The sequence below is a fragment of the Klebsiella sp. 141153 genome (genome assembly GCF_032601995.1).
GTDB classification, from domain to species: Bacteria; Pseudomonadota; Gammaproteobacteria; order Enterobacterales; family Enterobacteriaceae; genus Klebsiella; species Klebsiella aerogenes.
Window position 1 is genome coordinate 252,119 of sequence record NZ_JAQIRJ010000003.1, and the last position, 18,090, is coordinate 270,208.

22 protein-coding genes are annotated in these 18,090 nt (G+C 55.5%); 10 read left to right on the plus strand and 12 right to left on the minus strand.

Annotated features, from left to right (window positions below; genetic code table 11):
• Positions 1-82 precede the first annotated feature (82 nt).
• Genes PGS10_RS07050 through PGS10_RS07070 form a run of 5 tightly spaced genes read right to left on the minus strand, consistent with a single transcriptional unit; the run spans position 83 to position 3,295 of the window.
• Complete coding sequence (locus PGS10_RS07050; protein WP_045392053.1) at positions 83-871, minus strand: IclR family transcriptional regulator; 789 nt, start codon at positions 869-871, stop codon at positions 83-85.
• A gap of 13 nt (positions 872-884) precedes the next feature.
• Positions 885-1,634, minus strand: a complete 750-nt coding sequence (locus PGS10_RS07055) for an SDR family oxidoreductase (protein ID WP_122542284.1) — start codon at positions 1,632-1,634, stop codon at positions 885-887.
• Positions 1,634-2,656 carry an aromatic ring-hydroxylating oxygenase subunit alpha gene (locus PGS10_RS07060; protein WP_015369746.1) on the minus strand — a complete coding sequence of 341 codons (1,023 nt, stop codon included), beginning with the start codon at positions 2,654-2,656 and terminating at the stop codon, positions 1,634-1,636. The genes PGS10_RS07055 and PGS10_RS07060 overlap by 1 nt, the downstream gene beginning before the upstream one ends.
• Positions 2,657-2,666: 10 nt before the next feature.
• Entirely contained in the window at positions 2,667-2,975 is a 309-nt protein-coding gene (locus tag PGS10_RS07065; protein ID WP_063415645.1) for a recombinase-like helix-turn-helix domain-containing protein, read from the minus strand.
• Positions 2,972-3,295 (minus strand): Rieske (2Fe-2S) protein, encoded by a 324-nt coding sequence (locus PGS10_RS07070; RefSeq protein WP_004151769.1) that lies wholly within the window; start codon positions 3,293-3,295, stop codon positions 2,972-2,974. Before PGS10_RS07070 ends, PGS10_RS07065 begins: the two co-directional genes overlap by 4 nt.
• A 426-nt stretch (positions 3,296-3,721) precedes the next feature.
• On the opposite strand from PGS10_RS07070, the gene PGS10_RS07075 reads away from it, so the two are divergent.
• Positions 3,722-4,933 carry an MFS transporter gene (locus PGS10_RS07075; RefSeq protein WP_316422645.1) on the plus strand — a complete coding sequence of 404 codons (1,212 nt, stop codon included), beginning with the start codon at positions 3,722-3,724 and terminating at the stop codon, positions 4,931-4,933.
• 3 nt (positions 4,934-4,936) lie between these two features.
• Here PGS10_RS07075 and speB read toward each other — a convergent pair whose 3' ends face one another.
• The 6 genes from speB to PGS10_RS07100 all read right to left on the minus strand — a co-directional run bounded on the left by speB (position 4,937) and on the right by PGS10_RS07100 (position 9,489).
• Positions 4,937-5,857 carry an agmatinase gene (gene speB / locus PGS10_RS07080; RefSeq protein ID WP_015369744.1) on the minus strand — a complete coding sequence of 307 codons (921 nt, stop codon included), beginning with the start codon at positions 5,855-5,857 and terminating at the stop codon, positions 4,937-4,939.
• 153 nt (positions 5,858-6,010) lie between these two features.
• Positions 6,011-6,685, minus strand: coding sequence for a hypothetical protein (locus tag PGS10_RS07085; RefSeq protein ID WP_047044077.1), 675 nt, complete (start codon positions 6,683-6,685; stop codon positions 6,011-6,013).
• A 150-nt stretch (positions 6,686-6,835) separates the two neighbouring features.
• Complete coding sequence (gene speA / locus PGS10_RS07090; protein WP_020077953.1) at positions 6,836-8,812, minus strand: biosynthetic arginine decarboxylase; 1,977 nt, start codon at positions 8,810-8,812, stop codon at positions 6,836-6,838.
• An 8-nt stretch (positions 8,813-8,820) separates the two neighbouring features.
• The gene (yqgB, locus tag PGS10_RS07095) at positions 8,821-8,937 is read right to left on the minus strand and encodes an acid stress response protein YqgB (RefSeq protein WP_015369741.1); all 117 of its coding nucleotides are present in this window, start codon (positions 8,935-8,937) and stop codon (positions 8,821-8,823) included.
• 84 nt (positions 8,938-9,021) lie between these two features.
• Positions 9,022-9,171 (minus strand): hypothetical protein, encoded by a 150-nt coding sequence (locus PGS10_RS25185; protein ID WP_431193890.1) that lies wholly within the window; start codon positions 9,169-9,171, stop codon positions 9,022-9,024.
• Between the two features lie 9 nt (positions 9,172-9,180).
• Positions 9,181-9,489: a hypothetical protein gene (locus tag PGS10_RS07100; RefSeq protein ID WP_316422646.1), complete on the minus strand. Its 309-nt coding sequence runs from the start codon at positions 9,487-9,489 to the stop codon at positions 9,181-9,183.
• A gap of 136 nt (positions 9,490-9,625) precedes the next feature.
• On the opposite strand from PGS10_RS07100, the gene metK reads away from it, so the two are divergent.
• The 9 genes from metK to PGS10_RS07145 all read left to right on the plus strand — a co-directional run bounded on the left by metK (position 9,626) and on the right by PGS10_RS07145 (position 17,245).
• Positions 9,626-10,780 carry a methionine adenosyltransferase gene (gene metK / locus PGS10_RS07105; RefSeq protein ID WP_004149807.1) on the plus strand — a complete coding sequence of 385 codons (1,155 nt, stop codon included), beginning with the start codon at positions 9,626-9,628 and terminating at the stop codon, positions 10,778-10,780.
• A 391-nt stretch (positions 10,781-11,171) separates the two neighbouring features.
• Positions 11,172-12,566: a sugar porter family MFS transporter gene (locus PGS10_RS07110; protein ID WP_045379571.1), complete on the plus strand. Its 1,395-nt coding sequence runs from the start codon at positions 11,172-11,174 to the stop codon at positions 12,564-12,566.
• 78 nt (positions 12,567-12,644) lie between these two features.
• Entirely contained in the window at positions 12,645-13,145 is a 501-nt protein-coding gene (locus PGS10_RS07115; RefSeq protein ID WP_020077952.1) for a SprT family zinc-dependent metalloprotease, read from the plus strand.
• 94 nt (positions 13,146-13,239) lie between these two features.
• Positions 13,240-13,947 (plus strand): deoxyribonuclease I, encoded by a 708-nt coding sequence (gene endA, locus PGS10_RS07120; RefSeq protein WP_045392065.1) that lies wholly within the window; start codon positions 13,240-13,242, stop codon positions 13,945-13,947.
• A gap of 88 nt (positions 13,948-14,035) precedes the next feature.
• The gene (gene rsmE / locus PGS10_RS07125) at positions 14,036-14,767 is read left to right on the plus strand and encodes a 16S rRNA (uracil(1498)-N(3))-methyltransferase (protein ID WP_015369736.1); all 732 of its coding nucleotides are present in this window, start codon (positions 14,036-14,038) and stop codon (positions 14,765-14,767) included.
• A gap of 48 nt (positions 14,768-14,815) precedes the next feature.
• Positions 14,816-15,766 carry a glutathione synthase gene (gene gshB, locus PGS10_RS07130; protein WP_045392071.1) on the plus strand — a complete coding sequence of 317 codons (951 nt, stop codon included), beginning with the start codon at positions 14,816-14,818 and terminating at the stop codon, positions 15,764-15,766.
• A 130-nt stretch (positions 15,767-15,896) separates the two neighbouring features.
• Entirely contained in the window at positions 15,897-16,460 is a 564-nt protein-coding gene (locus PGS10_RS07135) for a YqgE/AlgH family protein (protein WP_045392076.1), read from the plus strand.
• The gene (ruvX, locus tag PGS10_RS07140) at positions 16,460-16,876 is read left to right on the plus strand and encodes a Holliday junction resolvase RuvX (protein WP_015369733.1); all 417 of its coding nucleotides are present in this window, start codon (positions 16,460-16,462) and stop codon (positions 16,874-16,876) included. The genes PGS10_RS07135 and ruvX overlap by 1 nt, the downstream gene beginning before the upstream one ends.
• 132 nt (positions 16,877-17,008) lie before the next feature.
• Positions 17,009-17,245 carry a hypothetical protein gene (locus tag PGS10_RS07145; protein ID WP_316422647.1) on the plus strand — a complete coding sequence of 79 codons (237 nt, stop codon included), beginning with the start codon at positions 17,009-17,011 and terminating at the stop codon, positions 17,243-17,245.
• Here the strand turns inward: PGS10_RS07145 and PGS10_RS07150 are convergent.
• A complete protein-coding gene (locus tag PGS10_RS07150) occupies positions 17,239-17,892 on the minus strand; it encodes a LuxR C-terminal-related transcriptional regulator (protein WP_015369732.1) in 654 nt (217 codons plus the stop codon). The two genes, PGS10_RS07145 and PGS10_RS07150, sit on opposite strands and share 7 nt — an antisense overlap.
• Between the last annotated feature and the right edge of the window lie 198 nt (positions 17,893-18,090).

The following is an 18,090-nucleotide window of genomic DNA, read 5'->3' on the forward strand; positions in this document are numbered from 1 at the left end:
TCGCCTCTTTACCGTTCAGTCGCCCGAATTTGGGCGTAAAACATGCCCGACGCAATCAAGCGCCTGCCGTTAAGTTGTTGATTTAACTTGCCTGTGACAAATATCCGAGGAAACCGGAAATTTTGTCCGCCGCCATACTGACCTCGTTCTGCAACCGCTCGCGATCGCTTTGCGGGATCTCGTCCGACGGCACCAGAATGCTAACGACCGCCGCCACCCGGCCGCTGCGGTCAAAGACCGGATAGACAATCGATGAGATACCGTGGCGATAGAACGATTCGCCAATCACATAGCCGCGAGCTTTATCCTGCTGCACCATCTGCCACAGCGCTTCGCGGTCGTACAGCTGGCCCGGCGTATTGCCCGGCAGACGTTCATCCGGGAACAATTGCTCAAACTCGCTGCGGGAAACATCGGTCAGCAGCATGCGGCCAAGCGAGGTGCAGTGCACCGGTAGCCGCGTTCCGACGCTGACCTGGTTGATACGCGAGCCGGCGGCGCTAACGCGGGCGATGTAAATGATGTCGCGGCCATCGCGGATCGCCAGATGGCTGCTGCACTGGCTGATATCGCGCAGTTGCTCGATGACTGGCTGACCCACCTGGGCGACATCCAGTGAGGCGATATATTCAAAGCCCAGACGCAGTACGTTCATGCCCAGCGAAAAGGTATTGGTGCGGGCGTTACGCTCGAGAAAGCCCATATATTCCAGCGTCTGCACCACGCGATAGGCGGTCGCTTTCGGCATATCCACCAGCCGATGCAGCTCGGCAAAGGTCAGATCGCGATGCTGCTCGCCAAACGCCAGCAGCAGTTGTAAACCGCGCTCAAGCCCCGGTACCAGGTACTTCACTTCCTGATCGTTCGCCATACCGCCTCACTTGTTAGTTAAAGACAAAACCGCCGTTGACCGGGATCAGCTGGCCGGTGATAAAGCGCGAAAGATCGCTCAGCAGCCAGACCACGCTGCCGGTGACATCTTCCGGCTGCTGCGCGCCGCTGAGCGCGCGGCCGTTCTCATACAGCTGATGACGCTCGGCGGGAACATATTCCGTGGCCTCGACGCGAGTCAGCCCCGGCGCAATGGCGTTGATACGGATCCGCTTTTCACCCAGCTCGCGGGCCATGGAACGGGTCATCGCAATTACCGCGCCCTTGCTGGCGACATAGGCCATCAGCCGCGGCGCGCCCCACAGCGCGGTGTCCGAGGCGACGTTGACGATCGCCGCGCCTTCCCGCAGCAGCGGTACCGCAGCGCGGGTCACCAGCCAGGTGCCTTTAACGTTGACCGTCATCACCCGATCCCACAGATCCGGATCGTAATCGATCATATTTTTACCGCCGACGCCGGTCGCCATCGCCGCGTTATTGACTAAGCCATCGATAGGCCCCTGCGCGCCGATGGCGCTAAAAACCTGCTCGATCGACGTTTGACTGGCAAGATCGATGGCGTGGGACTCGACCTGATAGCCCTTCTGCTGCAGGCGATGAGCGCTTTCCGCCAGCTCCCCCTGCAGGATGTCGCACATCACCACCGTCGCGCCCTGCGCGGCGCAGGCTTCGGCAAAGTGGTAACCCAGGCCACGCGCCGCGCCGGTGACGACAATGCGTTTACCGTTCAGCAGGCCGTTCATCAGGCGGCACCCTGCTGCGCTTCGCGGAGCGCTAGCTGCTCCTTCGCCGCTTTCTGCATCATACGGCGCAGTCGGGACAGACCGACATCATGTTGATAGAGATATTCATGATCGCGGGCGTTCGGCGCCAGGCTCTCCAGCACCACGCGATCCTGTTCCAGTACTTCCCAGTGCAGTTTTTCCAGACGGTTGCGGTACATAAAGCGCCACAGATCGCGCTGCCAGCCCTGTACGCCGCGGATGCGCCAGAAGAAGACGCGGCAGTTGTCGTTATCTTCCGGAACCACCATGCCGACGATCCAGAAGTGGCCGCCCGGCCCGAAACGCTTTTTGTACGGAATAGACAGGCGCATCCAGTAGGCGCCGCTGTTGCCCAGTTCAACCCAGTCAAAGTTGACGCCGCTCTGCCCTTTTTTCTCGAAGATAAAGCCGGTTTTCGTCGGCTGCAGCACCATATCGGCTTTGCGATCGCCTTCCGCCATCGAATGCGATGATGAGTGCAGATAGGTGCCGTGCATCGGGTCCATCACGTTTTCCAGCGCGTACTGGTAGTTGCATTTCCACGCCGCGGTGCACAGGAAGTTACTGTATTTTTCGTGGTTGGCCAGTTCCTCCGGGAAGCTCAGTTCATCCGGCTGCTGGTCGGCGGTGACGCCGAACCACAGGAAGATTGCCCCATGCGCTTCCTGCACGTTGTAGCTGCGCACGCACTGCTGGCCGACCAGCGGGCAGCGGTCAACCGCCGGGACGTCTTTGACTTCGCCGTTGCCGGCGACTTCCACGCCGTGATACCAGCAGGCGATACGATCGCCTAAGTTCCAGCCCATTGACAGGCGCGCGCCGCGATGCGGGCAGCGGTCTTCCAGCGCCTGCACCTGACCGTCTTTATTCCGCCAGACCACGATCTGCTCGCCGAGACGGGTAATGCCCACCGGCGCAGACTGCACCTCCCAGCTCGCCAGCACCGGATACCACAGGCCGCGCAACCCTTTATCAAGATAGTTTTGTACCGTTGTCGTCATTACTGTGTCCTCAGTAGCCGTTGACCTGTAAAAATGCCTGGAAGCTGCTTTCACTCCACGGTTCGCCCTGCTGGTCATGCATCCTGACACCATTGAGACCGTTCACCAGCTCACCGAGGCTTTCCGCGCCCTGTTCGAACAGCGTTTCCAGGGTCGCGATAAGCTGAAGCTCCCAGGTTTCCGGCACCCGGCTGCGGGTTTGCCAAATCAGATTGTGATAGTCGCCAGGCTTATGGATATTGCCGTTTCCGCCTTCCGCCGGTGGCGTAAACTGGCGGCTTTCCGGTAGCGCCGGGTTGAAGTCCAGGGATTCGCTCATGCCACGTTCTCCTCGATAAAAGTAATCTGGATCTGATTGTCGTATACCCGCACCGGGTAACGATTAAGGTTGCGGCCGCCGGGGCCATGCAGGCACTGGCCGGTTTTGACGTCGAATACCGCCTCATGCAGCGGGCATTCCACCTTGCCATCTTCGACAAAGCCCTGGCTCAGGAGCGCATAGGCATGAGGGCAAACGTCTTCCAGCGCGTAATATTCGCCATCAATCAGATAAATACCGATTTCCTTACCGTCGATATTGCCGCTATAGGGAAAATCTTCCTGTACTTGCTCCGCGTCACATACGCCTATCCAGCTCATCGCAATCCTCCAGGCTTTTGTTTCATATATGAAACTCTGTTTCTTATTTAATACGGTCAATATAAAAGCGGTGAATGTTTCGTCAAGCGTTAATGTGACGAAGTTGTTAATGAAAGGCTTTTAAATTAGCTAAGTGTGCAATTGATCACGAAAAACTGCATTCAGATGAAATAATGATATTTAAAGAGGTGATCCATTATAAATAAAAATGCCGATTTAAATTTCACATGCGGCTATTGACTTCTTTTCCAGACGATCATTAAAAATGTGCAATAGCGGAAAACATGATGTTTCACCCATGAAACACACTTTATTTAATCGTTAAAAAACAATGAGTTTCACTGGTGAATCATTTTACTTATGTGACTATTTCTGGCGTTAAAAAATAATAACCGGCAATCATTAAATTAAGCGTGGAGATAACGAATGGCGGCAAGATGGCAAGGGGTAATAGCACTACTTTTGTTAATAATTATTTCCTACGTCGATCGGGTAAATATCTCGGTGATGATCCTTAACCCGGAATTCGCTGCCCATTTTCAGTTAAATGAAAACAGAATGTTACAAGGAATGCTAATGACATGCTTTCTTCTGGGTTATGGGTTTTCGGCATTATTATTAACACCAGTTATAGAAAGTAGATGGCATTATCGTCAGGGACTGTTAAGCAGCATTGCGATATGGGCGCTGGTGTGCGCCATTTCCCCGCTACTCGGCTCACTGCTGGGAATGTTGATCGCGCGCATCGTTCTTGGCGTGGCGGAGGGGCCGCTGTTCTCTCTGAAAACGCGCTTTATCAACGACAACTTCGCCGCCGATGAAATAGGCAAGCCGAATGCGCTGACCGCCCTTGGCGTATCGTTGGGGCTGGCGGTAGGCTTCCCGCTGGTCACCTGGCTGATGGCGCACGTTGGCTGGATCGGCACGTTCTACGCGCTGGCGCTGCTGAATTTGCTGCTCGGCGGTGGATTAATCTGGCGGTTTCTCCCCGCGCCGCAAGTGACCGCACAGCGCGCGAAGCCGGGCTTCAGCCAAACTTTTGCCCTCGCCTGGCGTACGCCGCTACTTGGCTGGATCCTGCTGGTGGAAATCGCCACGCTCAGCTATCTATGGGGGAGCAGCGCCTGGTTGCCCGCCTGGCTGCGCGATGAGCACCACTTCTCACTACAGGCCACCGGGCTGCTGGCGGCAGTCCCCTTTCTGTTAAGCCTGGGCTCAAAGTTTGTTGGCGGCGTGCTCCTCGACAAAATGCGCCCGGAGCAGGCGCCGCTGCTGTTTATTATCGGCGGCCTACTCACCGCCGGTTCCGTGCTGGCGCTGATGCTCAGCCAGCAGCCGGCGATGCTGGCGTTGTTTATGCTGGCGGCTAACGTTTTCTGGGGATTACAGGGGGCGGCGATCCCGGCGGTGGTGCAGCATCACGCCCCGCGCGAAGCGGTGGGCAGCGCCTATGGGATCATTAACGGCATTGGCAACATCTGCGCGGCGTTTATTCCGCTGCTAATGGGAGTGGTGATGAAATCGGTGGGATCGGTAAGTTCAGGTTTTTCCGTTCTGGTGGCCTCGCAGCTGATCACGCTGTGCGCCGGCGGCGTACTGCTGCTGCGCATGCGTCGCGCAGCAGCAGTAAACGCTTAAAAATTAGTCGCCTTTTTTCGCCGCCTGAATATAAAGCATCTCCAGCGCCAGAGTCGCCGCCGCCAGGGCGGTAATTTCAGACTGGTCATAGGCCGGGGCGACTTCAACCACGTCCATTCCGACGATGTTCAGATCCTTCAGGCCACGTACCAGTTTGATCGCGCGGTCAGAAGTGAGTCCACCGATCACCGGCGTACCGGTACCTGGCGCAAATGCCGGATCCAGGCAGTCGATATCGAAGGTCAGGTACACCGGCATATCGCCGACGATCTGCTTCACCTGAGCGATGATGTCATCGACGCTGCGGTCGTTAACCTGGCCCGCATCCAGCACGGTGAAACCGTTATCTTTATCAAATTCGGTACGAATACCGATCTGCACGGAGTGGTTCGGATCGATAAGCCCTTCGTTCGGCGCGGTGTAGAACATGGTACCGTGGTCGAATTCACAGCCGTTGGCGTAGGTATCGGTGTGGGCATCGAAGTGTACCAGCGCCATTTTACCGAAATGCTTGGCGTGGGCGCGCAGCAGCGGCAGGGTGACGAAATGGTCGCCGCCGAAGGAGAGCATGCGTTTACCGGCCGCCAGCAGTTTCTCCGCGTGCGCCTGCAGTTTCTCGCTCATTTCGCGGGCGTCGCCGAAGGCGTAGACCAGATCGCCGCAGTCCACGACGTTCAGGCGTTCGCGCATGTCGAAGTTCCATGGGAAACGGTTATGCTCCCAGGCGAGGTTAGTTGACACCTGACGGATCGCCGCCGGGCCATGGCGGCCGCCCGCACGCCCGGAGGTCGCCATATCAAACGGCACGCCGGTGATGACCCAATCCGCATCGCTTTCATACGGCATAAAGTTCATCGGCAGACGCAGGAAACCAAAGGCGTTGGATACCAGGGAGTTATCGTATTGATGACCTAAAGTGCTCATGGATATGACCTCTTTTCGCAGTCGTGGAACGTAAAAAATAAGTATAAAAAAACCCCTCCGCGTCGTTAGGCCCGACGAGGAAGGGTTTGAATTGGGTTACTGCTTATAAGGACAAATTATCGCCTGAAAACCGCCCGGCGGCAAGCGGGACGTTTATTTTTGACAAGGCGCCGGCGCTTTTCCGCGTAAGGCAAAAGCGGCAAAACCGATTGCCCCGACGTTGCGACCAATCTCCTGGGCAGATTGGACAGCGTAAGACGCTGAGACGTTTGAAAACTCAAATGCCGTTTCAACGCGGCTGTTTTTACGAAAACCTTTGATCGCCAGCGAGCCGCCAGCCGGCACAATATAGCCGCTATTATTGAGCGAAGCGGCCTTACCGCTCAGCACATCAAGACCATCTACCGTGGCGACAATTTCATAATCCATGCTGCGGCTATAATTGCGGACGTATAATTGATACTGCGTACCATTATGCGCCTCAATGGCATATTGCCATTCGCCCGTATCATGATTATAACTACGAGTGATAGGAAGAAAATTATAATTAGCATCACGTACCGTATATTCCAGGTCACCTGGATGAATATTATACTGTTGATCAAAACCAGTTTGATACGGGCCGGAATAATCAATCGATACCATTTCGTCAGGGTAACGACCCATGCGTTCCGCGGACCTGTGTTTAATCGTTGAGCGCAGGTCGTTCTCTTCATGAGGGCCGGCCACAGAGGGGCGCGCCGCGCAACTATTGTTTGCTATTGGGCGCGAACAGCCGCTTAATAGTAATACACCGATAATAAAACCGTAATACGGCATGCTTTTCATATACCATCCCTGTCCCACTGCTGTAATTTCCTTGCGGCAGTGTACGGGCCTTTACGGTTTTAAAAAGCATGCAATATGATGTTTCAGATTTCATTTATAAAAAAGGCCGGTTTATGAATCTAAACCGGCCTTTCCGCAGAGGGCTCTTAATTACTCATCTTCAAGATAAGTATATCCGTATAGCCCCGCTTCGAACTCTTCAAGGAACTGCTGCTGCAGCTCGGCGTCGAGACCGGTATTTTTCACCTGATCGCGGAACTGGGTCAGCAACGTATTCGGATCCAGCTGGACGTACTGCAGCATATCAGCCACCGTATCGCCCTCATCGGAGAGCTCAACCTCAACGCTACCATCAGGGAAGACGAAAACGTCTACCGCTTCGGTATCACCAAACAGGTTGTGCATGTTGCCGAGGATCTCCTGATAGGCGCCAACCATGAAGAAGCCCAGCATCGGCGGGTTCTCCGGGTCGTATTCCGGCATCGGCATGGTGGTGGCGATCCCGTCGCCGTCAACGTAATGATCGATGGCGCCATCGGAGTCACAGGTAATATCCAGCAGCACCGCGCGGCGTTCCGGAGACTTGTTCAGCCCTTCCAGCGGCATTACCGGGAACAGCTGATCGATACCCCAGGCATCCGGCATCGACTGGAACAGCGAGAAGTTGACGTAGATTTTATCCGCCATACGTTCCTGCAGCTCATCGATGATCGGGCGATGGGCGCGGTTGCTCGGATCAAGCTGTTTTTGCACCTCATGGCACATGTTCAGATACAGCTGTTCCGCCCACGCGCGCTCCTGCAGATTGAAGGTGCCGGAGGAGTAGCCAATATGGATATCGTGCAGATCCATTTGGCTGTCATGCAGCCATTCACGCAGCGAGCGGCGGTTGCCGGTTTCGTGCATCTCCAGCCAGGTTTCCCACATGCTCTGCAGCGGACGCGCGGCGTCTTCCGCCGGCGGGGTCGCCTCGGTGTATTCGTTGCGTTCAACGCCGATGATATTGGAAACCAATACTGTGTGGTGCGCGGTCACCGCGCGGCCGGATTCCGTAATCACCGTCGGGTGCGGCAGGCCGTTCTCTTCACAGGCATCGCCGATAGCCCAGATGATATTGTTGGCGTACTCATTCAGGCCGTAGTTCACCGAGCAGTCGGACTGCGAGCGGGTTCCTTCGTAATCGACACCCAGACCGCCGCCGACGTCGAAGCACTGAATATTGACGCCCAGCTTATGCAGCTCGACGTAGAAACGCGCCGATTCGCGCACGCCGGTGGCGATATCGCGAATGTTGGCCATCTGCGAGCCGAGGTGGAAGTGCAGCAGTTGCAGGCTCTCAAGATGACCTGCCTCGCGCAGAATCTCGACCAGTTGCAGCACCTGCGTCGCCGCGAGGCCAAATTTTGATTTCTCGCCGCCGGAGGACTGCCATTTACCGGATCCCTGCGAAGCCAGACGCGCACGCACGCCAAGGCGCGGCACCACGTTCAGACGGGCGGCCTCTTCCAGCACGATGGCGATTTCCGACATTTTCTCGATGACCAGATAGACCTTATGGCCCATCTTCTCGCCCACCAGCGCCAGACGGATGTATTCTCGATCCTTATAACCGTTGCAGACGATCACGCTACGGGTCATGCCCGCGTGCGCCAGCACCGCCATCAGTTCAGCCTTCGAACCGGCCTCCAGCCCCAGCGGTTCGCCGGAGTGGATCAAGGATTCAATGACGCGACGGTGCTGGTTGACCTTGATCGGGTAGACAAGGAAATAGTCGCCGTTGTAACCGTAGGATTCACGCGCGCGCTTGAAGGCGGCGTTAATCGAGCGCAGACGGTGTTGCAGGATCTGCGGGAAGCAGAACAGCGCCGGCAGGCGTTGTCCCTGGGCTTCGCGCGCTTTGACCAGCTCGGCCAGATCGACGCGCGCTTCCGGGACGTCAGGATCCGGGCAAACGCTGATATGGCCCAGTTCGTTAACGTCGTAATAGTTATTACCCCACCAGGCAATATTGTAGGTACGTAGCATTTTGCTGGCTTCCTGGGAGCTCATCGCAACCTCCTGCATGGAACGTAGTACACCGTGTTCGCCTGCTGACGAAAGCGAACCCAAAGACATGTCGTCAGACATAGCGAACCTCAACTTGTAATATTAACTACTATCGCAGTCGACAGACGCGATAACAACCCATGAACAGCCTTTAATCCCAGCAGATAGTGCTGGCACTGCAGCTGCGCGACCGGTTTCTTATTCATATATAGTAAAACACGTACCCGAAGCTGGTATGACAGCCCGGAGAAACCACGAGAAAACCCTTGCTCACGCAAGAGCGCCCTTGTTCAGTTTTCAAAAAGCCTGGAGGCCCTGGAATCCTGAGAAGCGCCGAGATGGGTAGAACATCGGCAGGTTTGCACGAAAGAGATGCAGATTGCGGGATAGAATTGCGCGACAGAACGACGCGACGAATCAGGCAAAAAACGTTGGTTCATTATCTGGTATCACCTCCACACTGCCCCGAAAAAGGCCAGCGACAAGCCAAAGCTATACATATCGAACAGCCGGCGAAACCGCCGCTGTGTAACAGAGTGCTTAACCCGGCTGGAAGTGGCGTCACGAGATGGAGCTTCGTGCGCTTTTTTAATGAGCCGCGCGCGGCGTTTTATACCGAGAAGCGGGGTAAAATGCAAAATAAAAATACGCGCCTTGCCGGGGTTGTCAGGAAAAATTTCCACCACGCTTTTTCCATTAATGCGGGCGATGTCAAAAAAATGTGGAAATGCGATGAAGTTCTGACCTAAAATAGCCATCCAGAAGTTAATCCATCTATACTGATTAACACTCAGACTGCTCGTGTCACTACCTGCAAGCTTTGGTAGGGTCATCTATCAAAGCCTCTCTACACAACAGTATGAGCTACACGAATACTCACAGGTAAAATAAAACATGGCAAAACACCTCTTTACGTCCGAGTCTGTATCAGAAGGGCATCCAGACAAAATTGCTGACCAAATCTCCGATGCCGTGCTGGACGCGATCCTCGAGCAGGATCCGAAAGCGCGCGTAGCGTGCGAAACCTATGTCAAAACCGGCATGGTTCTGGTTGGCGGTGAAATCACCACCAGCGCATGGGTTGATATCGAAGAGATCACCCGTAACACGGTGCGTGAAATTGGCTACGTGCATTCCGATATGGGCTTTGACGCCAACTCTTGCGCCGTCCTGAGCGCCATTGGTAAACAGTCCCCGGATATCAACCAGGGCGTTGACCGTGCCGACCCGCTGGAACAGGGCGCGGGCGACCAGGGCCTGATGTTTGGCTATGCCACTAACGAAACTGACGTGCTGATGCCGGCGCCGGTGACTTACGCGCACCGTCTGGTACAGCGCCAGGCTGAAGTTCGCAAAAACGGTACCCTGCCGTGGCTGCGTCCGGATGCGAAAAGCCAGGTCACTTTCCAGTATGACGACGGCAAAATCGTCGGCATCGATGCGGTTGTGCTTTCCACTCAGCACGCTGAAGATATCGATCAGAAATCCCTGCAGGAAGCAGTGATGGAAGAGATCATCAAGCCGATTCTGCCGACCGAATGGCTGAACGCTTCCACCAAGTTCTTCATCAACCCGACCGGACGTTTCGTCATCGGCGGCCCGATGGGCGACTGCGGTCTGACCGGTCGTAAGATCATCGTTGATACCTACGGCGGCATGGCTCGTCACGGCGGCGGCGCGTTCTCCGGTAAAGATCCATCTAAAGTTGACCGTTCCGCAGCCTACGCGGCGCGCTATGTGGCGAAAAACATCGTTGCCGCAGGCCTTGCTGACCGTTGTGAGATTCAGGTTTCCTACGCTATCGGCGTCGCTGAACCGACTTCAATCATGGTCGAAACCTTCGGCACCGAAAAAGTGCCTTCTGAACAGCTGACCCTGCTGGTACGCGAGTTCTTCGACCTGCGTCCGTACGGCCTGATTCAGATGCTGGATCTGCTGCACCCGATCTACAAAGAGACCGCGGCTTACGGTCACTTTGGTCGCGAACATTTCCCATGGGAAAAAACCGACAAAGCAGCCCTGCTGCGCGAAGCGGCTGGCCTGAAATAAGCCACCCCGCTTGACTGCTTAAGGCCAGCCCCGCGCTGGCCTTTTTGTTGCCCTGAATCTCTCTCCCCGACGTTTGACCATCGTTGATCCATTTCCCTCCTCCACGTGATGAAAGCGATTACATATATGCCGCAAGGGCGGGATTGTTTTAGCTGCCAGTAGGCACGAACTCTTTTCACAATGTTACATAACATGTCGAATATTGCCGTTTCAGCGCAATCTTATTGGCGAGGTTTGATTTTTATATCTATGATTTGAATATATTTTTACTGATTACATATCTTTACCTTAGTGTAACCGATTACACAGTCGTGATTGTAATCACGTTTTTTTGTCCGGCACTGCCCTACTCTTAGCAGCGACAGAATCAATCACTCAACTGGAGGGCGTTATGCCTGACAACAAAAAACAAGGGCGTTCAAACAAGACGATGACGTTCTTTGTCTGTTTCCTCGCCGCGCTGGCCGGCTTATTGTTCGGCCTTGATATCGGCGTTATTGCCGGCGCCTTACCGTTCATTGCTAATGAATTCCAGATCAGCGCACACACCCAGGAGTGGGTGGTCAGCTCCATGATGTTCGGCGCCGCCGTCGGCGCAGTGGGCAGCGGCTGGCTCTCTTTCAAACTTGGGCGTAAAAAAAGCCTGATGATCGGCGCGATCCTGTTTGTGGCCGGTTCACTCTTTTCCGCCGCCGCGCCGAACGTCGAAATTCTGCTGATTTCCCGCGTATTGCTGGGGCTGGCGGTTGGCGTCGCTTCTTATACCGCGCCGCTGTACTTGTCGGAAATCGCCCCGGAGAAAATCCGCGGCAGTATGATTTCGATGTACCAGTTGATGATCACCATCGGCATCCTCGGCGCCTACCTCTCTGACACCGCCTTCAGCTACAGCGGCGCGTGGCGCTGGATGCTCGGCGTGATTATCATCCCGGCAATCCTGCTGCTGATCGGCGTAATCTTCCTGCCGGATAGCCCGCGCTGGTTTGCCGCTAAACGCCGTTTCGTCGATGCCGAGCGCGTCCTGCTGCGCCTGCGCGATACCAGCGCGGAAGCCAAACGCGAGCTCGATGAAATCCGCGAAAGCCTGAAAGTCAAACAGTCCGGCTGGGCGCTGTTCAAAGAGAACAGCAACTTCCGCCGCGCGGTGTTCCTCGGCGTACTGCTGCAGATCATGCAACAGTTCACCGGGATGAACGTCATCATGTACTATGCGCCGAAGATTTTTGAACTGGCGGGCTATGCCAATACCACTGAGCAAATGTGGGGCACGGTGATCGTCGGCCTGACCAACGTACTGGCCACCTTTATCGCCATCGGCCTGGTCGATCGCTGGGGCCGTAAACCGACGCTGATCCTCGGCTTTATCGTGATGGCCGCCGGTATGGGCGTGCTGGGCAGCATGATGCATATCGGTATTCATTCTGCTACCGCGCAGTACTTCGCGGTACTGATGCTGCTGATGTTTATCGTCGGCTTCGCGATGAGCGCCGGCCCGCTGATTTGGGTACTGTGTTCTGAAATCCAGCCGTTGAAAGGCCGTGATTTCGGCATCACCTGCTCCACCGCGACCAACTGGATTGCCAATATGATCGTCGGCGCCACCTTCCTGACCATGCTGAACTCTCTCGGCAGCGCCAATACCTTCTGGGTCTACGGCGGTCTGAACGTGCTGTTTATCCTGCTGACTATCTGGCTGATTCCGGAAACCAAAAACGTCTCGTTGGAACATATCGAACGCAACCTGATGCAGGGACGTCCGCTGCGCGAAATCGGCGCCCGCGATTAATCCCCTCTGTGCTTCCTCCCCATCCGGGAGGAAGCTTCTTCTTGCTCTCCCCCGCGCGGCGCACTATCCTCTGGCGCTATGAAAACACCCCGAATTCCCATCGCTATCCAGCAGGCCGTCATGCGTAGCCTACGGGAGCATCTCGCCACCGCCAATCTCAAGCTGGAACGCCGCTATGCGGAACCGACGCTGGTTTATCAGCAGCGCGGCACCTCCGCCGGCACCGCGTGGCTGGAGAAAAACGAGATCCGCCTCAATCCAGTGCTATTGCTGGAAAATCAGCAGGCGTTTATCGATGAAGTGGTGCCGCACGAACTGGCGCATCTACTGGTGTGGAAGCACTTTGGCCGCGTCGCGCCGCACGGCAAAGAGTGGAAATGGATGATGGAGGCCGTGCTGGGCGTCCCCGCCCGCCGCACCCATCGCTTTGAGCTCGATTCAGTCCGCCAGAACACCTTCCCCTATCGCTGCCAGTGCCAGCAGCATCAGCTCACCGTCCGTCGCCATAACCGCGTGGTGCGCGGTGAAGCCACTTACCGCTGCGTTCGCTGCGGCGATCTGCTGGTGGCCGAAAAGTAACCACTGGAATTAATTAGAAACTTTCTGATCTGACTGATTGCATCTGACACCCTCATTCGCTACGTTGCGGGCTCGTTTTGACACGGAGTTTACGATGTCCCGTATGTATGTTTTCGCCGTCGCGTTATTCAGCGTGGCAGCCAGCGGCCAGCTTGCGGCCGCTGGTATTAATAGTTTTTCCCAGGCGAAAGCCGCTGGCGTAAAAGTGAATGCCGACGTCCCCGGCGACTTTTATTGCGGCTGTAAAATCGACTGGCAGGGTAAAAAAGGCGTTATCGATCTGGAATCTTGCGGCTACAAAGTGCGTAAAAATGAGAACCGCGCCAGCCGGGTCGAATGGGAACATGTGGTCCCGGCATGGCAGTTCGGCCACCAGCGCCAGTGCTGGCAGGATGGCGGGCGTAAAAACTGCGCCAAAGATCCGGAATACCGCAAAATGGAAAGCGATATGCATAACCTGCAGCCTGCGGTCGGCGAGGTCAATGGCGATCGCGGCAACTTTATGTATAGCCAGTGGAACGGCGGCGATGGACAGTATGGTCAATGCGCCATGAAGGTCGATTTCAAAGATAAAGTCGCCGAACCGCCAGTACGCGCCCGCGGCTCGATCGCCCGCACCTACTTCTATATGCGTGACCGCTATCAGCTAAATCTTTCCCGCCAGCAAACCCAGCTATTTACCGCCTGGGATAAGCAGTATCCGGTGACCTCCTGGGAATGCGAGCGCGATGAGCGAATCGCCAAAGTTCAGGGCAACCATAATCCTTACGTCCAGCAGGCTTGCCAGGCGCAAAAGAGCTAACCTACACTAGCGGCAATTGTTAATTTGCAGCCGCCGCCTTCTCCGCCGAGGGGAAGGCGCAATCTGCGCGAAGAACGGAATATCAAGCATGCGCATCCCCCGCATCCACCACCCGGAACGCATTACCCCCGGCAGCCACATCGCCCTCAGCGAAGACGCAGCCAACCACGTTGGCCGCGTCCTGCGCATGAGCAAAGGCCAGGAAATACAGCTATTTGATGGCAGCAATCAGGTTTTCGACGCGGTCATCACCGAAGCGGGCAAGAAAAACGTCATGGTCGAGGTTATCCGCGGCCAGATCGACGATCGTGAATCTCCGCTGCATATCCATCTCGGCCAGGTGATGTCACGTGGCGAAAAAATGGAATTCACCATCCAGAAATCGATCGAACTTGGCGTAAGCCTCATAACGCCACTGTTTTCCGAGCGCTGCGGCGTTAAACTGGATGCCGAACGCTTGCAGAAGAAGATTCAGCAATGGCAGAAAATCGCTATTGCCGCCTGCGAACAGAGCGGCCGTAACATCGTGCCGGAAATACGCCCGGCGATGCAGCTGGAAGCCTGGTGCGCCGAGGAAGAAAACGGCCTCAAGCTCAACCTGCACCCGCGCGCCAGCGCCAGTATCAATACGCTGCCGCTGCCGGTTGAACGTGTTCGCCTGCTGATTGGCCCGGAAGGCGGCCTGTCGGCGGAAGAGATAGCGATGACCGCTCGCTACCAGTTTACTGATATCCTGTTGGGACCGCGCGTTCTGCGTACTGAGACTACCGCGCTCACCGCCATCACCGCGCTGCAGGTGCGTTTTGGCGATCTGGGCTAAAATCTGGCGCAACGTTCCGCAAACACGACAGCGCTAATGGAGAGAACAATGATCAAGCTCGGCATCGTGATGGACCCTATCGCATCCATCAACATTAAAAAAGACACCAGCTTCGCGATGTTGCTGGAAGCGCAGCGTCGCGGCTATGAACTCCATTATATGGAGATGAACGACCTGTACCTCATCAACGGCGAATCCCGCGCCCGTACGCGCACGCTGAGCGTCGAGCAGAATTACGACAAATGGTACGCGTTCACCGGCGAACAGGATCTTCCGCTGGCGGATCTCGACGTTATCCTGATGCGTAAAGACCCGCCGTTCGATACCGAGTTTATCTACGCCACCTACATTCTCGAGCGCGCCGAAGAAAAAGGTACGCTTATCGTCAACAAGCCGCAGAGCCTGCGCGACTGTAACGAAAAGCTGTTTACCGCCTGGTTCTCCGAACTCACCCCGGAAACGCTGGTGACCCGTAATAAAGCCCAGTTGAAAGCGTTCTGGGAGAAACACGGCGATATCATTCTCAAACCGCTGGACGGTATGGGCGGCGCCTCAATCTTCCGCGTGAAAGCGGGCGATCCGAACCTCGGCGTCATTTCCGAAACCCTGACCGAACTGGGTAGCCGCTACTGCATGGCGCAGAATTACCTGCCTGCCATCAAAGACGGCGACAAACGTGTGCTGGTTGTGGACGGCGAACCAGTGCCATACTGCCTGGCGCGTATCCCGCAGGGCGGTGAAACGCGCGGCAACCTGGCCGCCGGCGGCCGTGGCGAAGCGCGTCCGCTGACCGAAAGCGATTGGGAAATTGCCCGCCGCGTCGGCCCGACGCTAAAAGCCAAAGGCCTTATCTTCGTCGGCCTGGATATCATCGGCGATCGCCTGACCGAAATTAACGTTACCAGCCCGACCTGCGTGCGCGAAATCGAAGCCGCTTTCCCGGACGTGTCGATTACCGGCATGCTAATGGACGCTATCGAAAAACGTATCAATAAATAAGTACTGGGGCGGGCAAACGCCCGCCCGCCAGGCGTCTTCCGGCGCCGGTAAAATAAAGTGCATCGACACGTTTCTACTTTACCCGCATACTGGGTGTTGTTTTTTTAAACCAGGAACAGAACCTCTGACAATGAATTTACAGCATCACTTTCTGATTGCCATGCCTGCGCTACAGGACCCTCTTTTCCGTCGCTCCGTCGTCTATATCTGCGAGTACAACGACGATGGCGCCATGGGCATTATCATCAATAAGCCGCTGGAAAATTTGCAGGTGGAAGGGATCCTGGAAAAACTGAAAATCGCGCCGGTGGCGCGCAACCCGGAAATTCGCCTGGATAAACCGGTGATGGTCGGCGGCCCGCTGGCGGAGGATCGCGGTTTTATCCTGCATACGCCGCCGTCTGATTTTTCCTCCAGCATCCGTATCTCCGACAACACGGTGATTACCACCTCACGCGACGTGCTGGAAACTCTCGGTACCGATAAACAACCGAGCAACGTGCTGGTCGCGTTGGGCTACGCGTCGTGGGAAAAAGGGCAACTGGAGCAGGAAATTCTCGATAACGCCTGGCTTACCGCACCGGCCGATCAGAATATTTTATTTAAAACGCCGATTGCCGATCGCTGGCGCGAAGCGGCCAAACTTATCGGTATCGATATCGTGACGATGCCTGCCGACGCGGGGCATGCATAATGAGCGGTACCTTTCTGAGTTTTGATTTTGGCACCAAAAGCATCGGCGTCGCCGTTGGGCAGCGCATTACCGGCACGGCGCGTCCGCTCCCGGCGCTGAAGGCGCAGGACGGCAAGCCGGACTGGAACATCATCGAAAAACTGCTGAAAGAGTGGCAGCCGGAAGCGGTGATTGTCGGCCTGCCGCTGAACATGGACGGCACTGAACAACCGCTAACCGCGCGCGCACGTAACTTCGCCAATAAAATTCATGGCCGCTTCGGCGTAAAAATCACTCTCCACGACGAGCGTTTAAGCACCGTCGAAGCCCGCGCCGGGCTGTTCGAACACGGTGGTTTTCGCGCGCTCAATAAAGGCAGCGTTGATTCCGCCTCTGCCGTGGTTATCCTCGAAAGCTATTTCGAACAAGGATACTGATCGGTAGCTCTAGGATGAAAGCGAAGCATAGATTCGCTTTTGCGCCGGGTGGCGGCTTCGCCTTACCCGGCCTACAACCCCTTCGCTGGCATCACCCGTAGGCCCGCGCAAGCGTAGCGCCGCCGGGCAATAATGGCAACGGACGCGGAGCCGCTTTCGCGCCGGGTGGCGGCTTCGCCTTACCCGGCCTACAACCCCTCGCTGGCATCACCCGTAGGCCCGCGCAAGCGTAGCGCCGCCGGGCAATCATGGCAGCGGACGCGGAGCCGCTTTCGCGCCGGGTGGCGGCTTCGCCTTACCCGGCCTACAACCCCTCGCTGGCATAACCCGTTGGCCCGCGCAAGCGTAGCGCCGCCGGGCAATCAGTGACGCAGATGTTCATTCGCCCAGCTTACCGCCTGGGTACGGTTCTTCACGCTCAGCTTACGGAACACATTGTACAGATGAGTACGTACGGTGTTTTCGCTGATAAACAGCGCGCGAGCGATATCCATATTTGTTGCGCCGCAGCGCAGCTCGTTGAGGATCTCACATTCACGCTCGGTCAACGGTGAGTTCTCCGTCGGCGCCGTGACCTGATCCGCAGAATACAGCGCCGGGTGCATCACGCTCAATTCAGCCGTCTGTTCGCCATTCAATACGGCTTTGACGCCCTCAATTAAGCGCGATTGGTCATCGTCATGACGGAATACGCCATATAACGCAGGCCATTGCGCCATTTCGTACAACTCATACTTTTGCGCGCTATTGATAATCAATAAACGCGGATTATCTGCCTGTACGCGAATAATATCTCGCCACACGCCATTCAATTTCTTATTGGAAACAGCAATATCAAACAATATTACGGAATCTTTTGCCAGGCGTTGAGTTAGCGGTTTGTTGATATTATGCAGAGTTACGTTTACGGATAGCTTCTCAGTCAACCACGTCGCAAATGCATTACTCTGAATGGACGGATGAGTAATGAAAGTCACCTGACGCGAATGCAGTAAATTCTCCGATAAATTAATCACTTGAAACTCTCCTTAGCAGTACCCCGCCATCTTAGCGGTTAAATTAACTGAAAATTAAACGTTCAATAATGTATTTATATTTTCAAATACATTTTGGTTATTGAAACATCATTTCATGAGAATCTTCCTATTCCCGTAAACAGCATAAATCGAACCCCGCAAAAGTGTCAAAAGGTAATCCCACTTTTTTCCTGGTTA

Coding starts and splice junctions, on each gene's coding strand:
- PGS10_RS07050 (WP_045392053.1), bottom strand. CDS start 871: ATGGCGAACGATCAGGAAGTGAAGTACCTGGTACCGGGGCTTGAGCGC.
- PGS10_RS07055 (WP_122542284.1), bottom strand. CDS start 1,634: ATGAACGGCCTGCTGAACGGTAAACGCATTGTCGTCACCGGCGCGGCG.
- PGS10_RS07060 (WP_015369746.1), bottom strand. CDS start 2,656: ATGACGACAACGGTACAAAACTATCTTGATAAAGGGTTGCGCGGCCTG.
- PGS10_RS07065 (WP_063415645.1), bottom strand. CDS start 2,975: ATGAGCGAATCCCTGGACTTCAACCCGGCGCTACCGGAAAGCCGCCAG.
- PGS10_RS07070 (WP_004151769.1), bottom strand. CDS start 3,295: ATGAGCTGGATAGGCGTATGTGACGCGGAGCAAGTACAGGAAGATTTT.
- PGS10_RS07075 (WP_316422645.1), top strand. CDS start 3,722: ATGGCGGCAAGATGGCAAGGGGTAATAGCACTACTTTTGTTAATAATT.
- speB (WP_015369744.1), bottom strand. CDS start 5,857: ATGAGCACTTTAGGTCATCAATACGATAACTCCCTGGTATCCAACGCC.
- PGS10_RS07085 (WP_047044077.1), bottom strand. CDS start 6,685: ATGAAAAGCATGCCGTATTACGGTTTTATTATCGGTGTATTACTATTA.
- speA (WP_020077953.1), bottom strand. CDS start 8,812: ATGTCTGACGACATGTCTTTGGGTTCGCTTTCGTCAGCAGGCGAACAC.
- yqgB (WP_015369741.1), bottom strand. CDS start 8,937: ATGAATAAGAAACCGGTCGCGCAGCTGCAGTGCCAGCACTATCTGCTG.
- PGS10_RS25185 (WP_431193890.1), bottom strand. CDS start 9,171: ATGAACCAACGTTTTTTGCCTGATTCGTCGCGTCGTTCTGTCGCGCAA.
- PGS10_RS07100 (WP_316422646.1), bottom strand. CDS start 9,489: ATGGCTATTTTAGGTCAGAACTTCATCGCATTTCCACATTTTTTTGAC.
- metK (WP_004149807.1), top strand. CDS start 9,626: ATGGCAAAACACCTCTTTACGTCCGAGTCTGTATCAGAAGGGCATCCA.
- PGS10_RS07110 (WP_045379571.1), top strand. CDS start 11,172: ATGCCTGACAACAAAAAACAAGGGCGTTCAAACAAGACGATGACGTTC.
- PGS10_RS07115 (WP_020077952.1), top strand. CDS start 12,645: ATGAAAACACCCCGAATTCCCATCGCTATCCAGCAGGCCGTCATGCGT.
- endA (WP_045392065.1), top strand. CDS start 13,240: ATGTCCCGTATGTATGTTTTCGCCGTCGCGTTATTCAGCGTGGCAGCC.
- rsmE (WP_015369736.1), top strand. CDS start 14,036: ATGCGCATCCCCCGCATCCACCACCCGGAACGCATTACCCCCGGCAGC.
- gshB (WP_045392071.1), top strand. CDS start 14,816: ATGATCAAGCTCGGCATCGTGATGGACCCTATCGCATCCATCAACATT.
- PGS10_RS07135 (WP_045392076.1), top strand. CDS start 15,897: ATGAATTTACAGCATCACTTTCTGATTGCCATGCCTGCGCTACAGGAC.
- ruvX (WP_015369733.1), top strand. CDS start 16,460: ATGAGCGGTACCTTTCTGAGTTTTGATTTTGGCACCAAAAGCATCGGC.
- PGS10_RS07145 (WP_316422647.1), top strand. CDS start 17,009: ATGGCAACGGACGCGGAGCCGCTTTCGCGCCGGGTGGCGGCTTCGCCT.